This window comes from Acinetobacter sp. YH12069 (assembly GCF_013419675.1).
GTDB lineage: Bacteria > Pseudomonadota > Gammaproteobacteria > Pseudomonadales > Moraxellaceae > Acinetobacter > Acinetobacter amyesii.
Genome location: NZ_VOZS01000054.1, coordinates 1 through 1,657 on the forward strand (window position 1 = coordinate 1; position 1,657 = coordinate 1,657).

At 44.9% G+C, this 1,657-nt stretch carries 2 protein-coding genes; one reads left to right on the forward strand and one right to left on the reverse strand.

Features of this window, described 5'->3' with window-relative positions:
• Window positions 1-112 precede the first annotated feature (112 nt).
• Window positions 113-514 (forward strand): LysR substrate-binding domain-containing protein, encoded by a 402-nt coding sequence (locus FTU16_RS16365; protein ID WP_001183556.1) that lies wholly within the window; start codon window positions 113-115, stop codon window positions 512-514.
• Between the two features lie 136 nt (window positions 515-650).
• Here the strand turns inward: FTU16_RS16365 and FTU16_RS16370 are convergent, their stop codons facing one another.
• A complete protein-coding gene (locus tag FTU16_RS16370; protein WP_000018323.1) occupies window positions 651-1,466 on the reverse strand; it encodes an APH(3')-I family aminoglycoside O-phosphotransferase in 816 nt (271 codons plus the stop codon).
• Window positions 1,467-1,657 lie beyond the last annotated feature (191 nt).

Sequence of the window (1,657 nt, forward strand, 5' to 3'; positions counted from 1 at the left end):
CCAGGCCTCAGCATTTTATTATGGTGATCCCCTGGGCGAAATGCGCCTGGTAAGCAGAGTTTTTGAAATGTAAGGCCTTTGAATAAGACAAAAGGCTGCCTCATCGCTAACTTTGCAACAGTGCCATTTTAAGCGTTATGCTAAGCCCAGGAAGCCGCAGGATCTTTTGAACCACAACTGCATTAACGTCCGCTATTCTGATACGAGTGGATTGTACGCCTGGGAATTCGAGAAAGATGCTCAGAAATTCAGTCTGAAAGTCAAAGGGCAATATATTGCGAACAGCACGATTCATCAGCTCGATGCAGCATTAGACGGGCTGGGGATTGCCTATATTCCCGAGTATGTTGCAGATGGATATATCAAAAGCGGCAAGCTGATTGCTGTTCTGACCGAGTGGTGTCCATATTTTGACGGCTACCATATTTATTATCCTCACCGCCGACAGGATTCTCCTGCGTTTATGGCTTTTCTGCAAGTTTTGCGTGACAGGTACAATAATGGAATAAGATAAATTTATGAGTAAAGGATTATGTCCACGATAAGCACCTGGGTCGATTCCTGGGAGGCGGCCATGAGGGTAGGGAAGCGCCGTCCCGTCAAGTCAGCGTAATGCTCTGCCAGTGTTACAACCAATTAACCAATTCTGATTAGAAAAACTCATCGAGCATCAAATGAAACTGCAATTTATTCATATCAGGATTATCAATACCATATTTTTGAAAAAGCCGTTTCTGTAATGAAGGAGAAAACTCACCGAGGCAGTTCCATAGGATGGCAAGATCCTGGTATCGGTCTGCGATTCCGACTCGTCCAACATCAATACAACCTATTAATTTCCCCTCGTCAAAAATAAGGTTATCAAGTGAGAAATCACCATGAGTGACGACTGAATCCGGTGAGAATGGCAAAAGCTTATGCATTTCTTTCCAGACTTGTTCAACAGGCCAGCCATTACGCTCGTCATCAAAATCACTCGCATCAACCAAACCGTTATTCATTCGTGATTGCGCCTGAGCGAGACGAAATGCGCGATCGCTGTTAAAAGGACAATTACAAACAGGAATCGAATGCAACCGGCGCAGGAACGCTGCCAGCGCATCAACAATATTTTCACCTGAATCAGGATATTCTTCTAATACCTGGAATGCTGTTTTCCCGGGGATCGCAGTGGTGAGTAACCATGCATCATCAGGAGTACGGATAAAATGCTTGATGGTCGGAAGAGGCATAAATGCCGTCAGCCAGTTTAGTCTGACCATCTCATCTGTAACATCATTGGCAACGCTACCTTTGCCATGTTTCAGAAACAACTCTGGCGCATCGGGCTTCCCATACAATCGATAGATTGTCGCACCTGATTGCCCGACATTATCGCGAGCCCATCTATACCCATATAAATCAGCATCCAGGTTGGAATTTAATCGCGGCCTCGAGCAAGACGTTTCCCGTTGAATATGGCTCATAACACCCCTTGTATTACTGTTTATGTAAGCAGACAGTTTTATTGTTCATGATGATATATTTTTATCGGCACTGTTGCAAATAGTCGGTGGTGATAAACTTATCATCCCCTTTTGCTGATGGAGCTGCACATGAACCCATTCAAAGGCCGGCATTTTCAGCGTGACATCATTCTGTGGGCCGTACGCTGGTA

Excerpts from the sequence above, each read along its gene's own strand:
- FTU16_RS16370 (WP_000018323.1), bottom strand. The coding sequence starts at position 1,466 with ATGAGCCATATTCAACGGGAAACGTCTTGCTCGAGGCCGCGATTAAAT.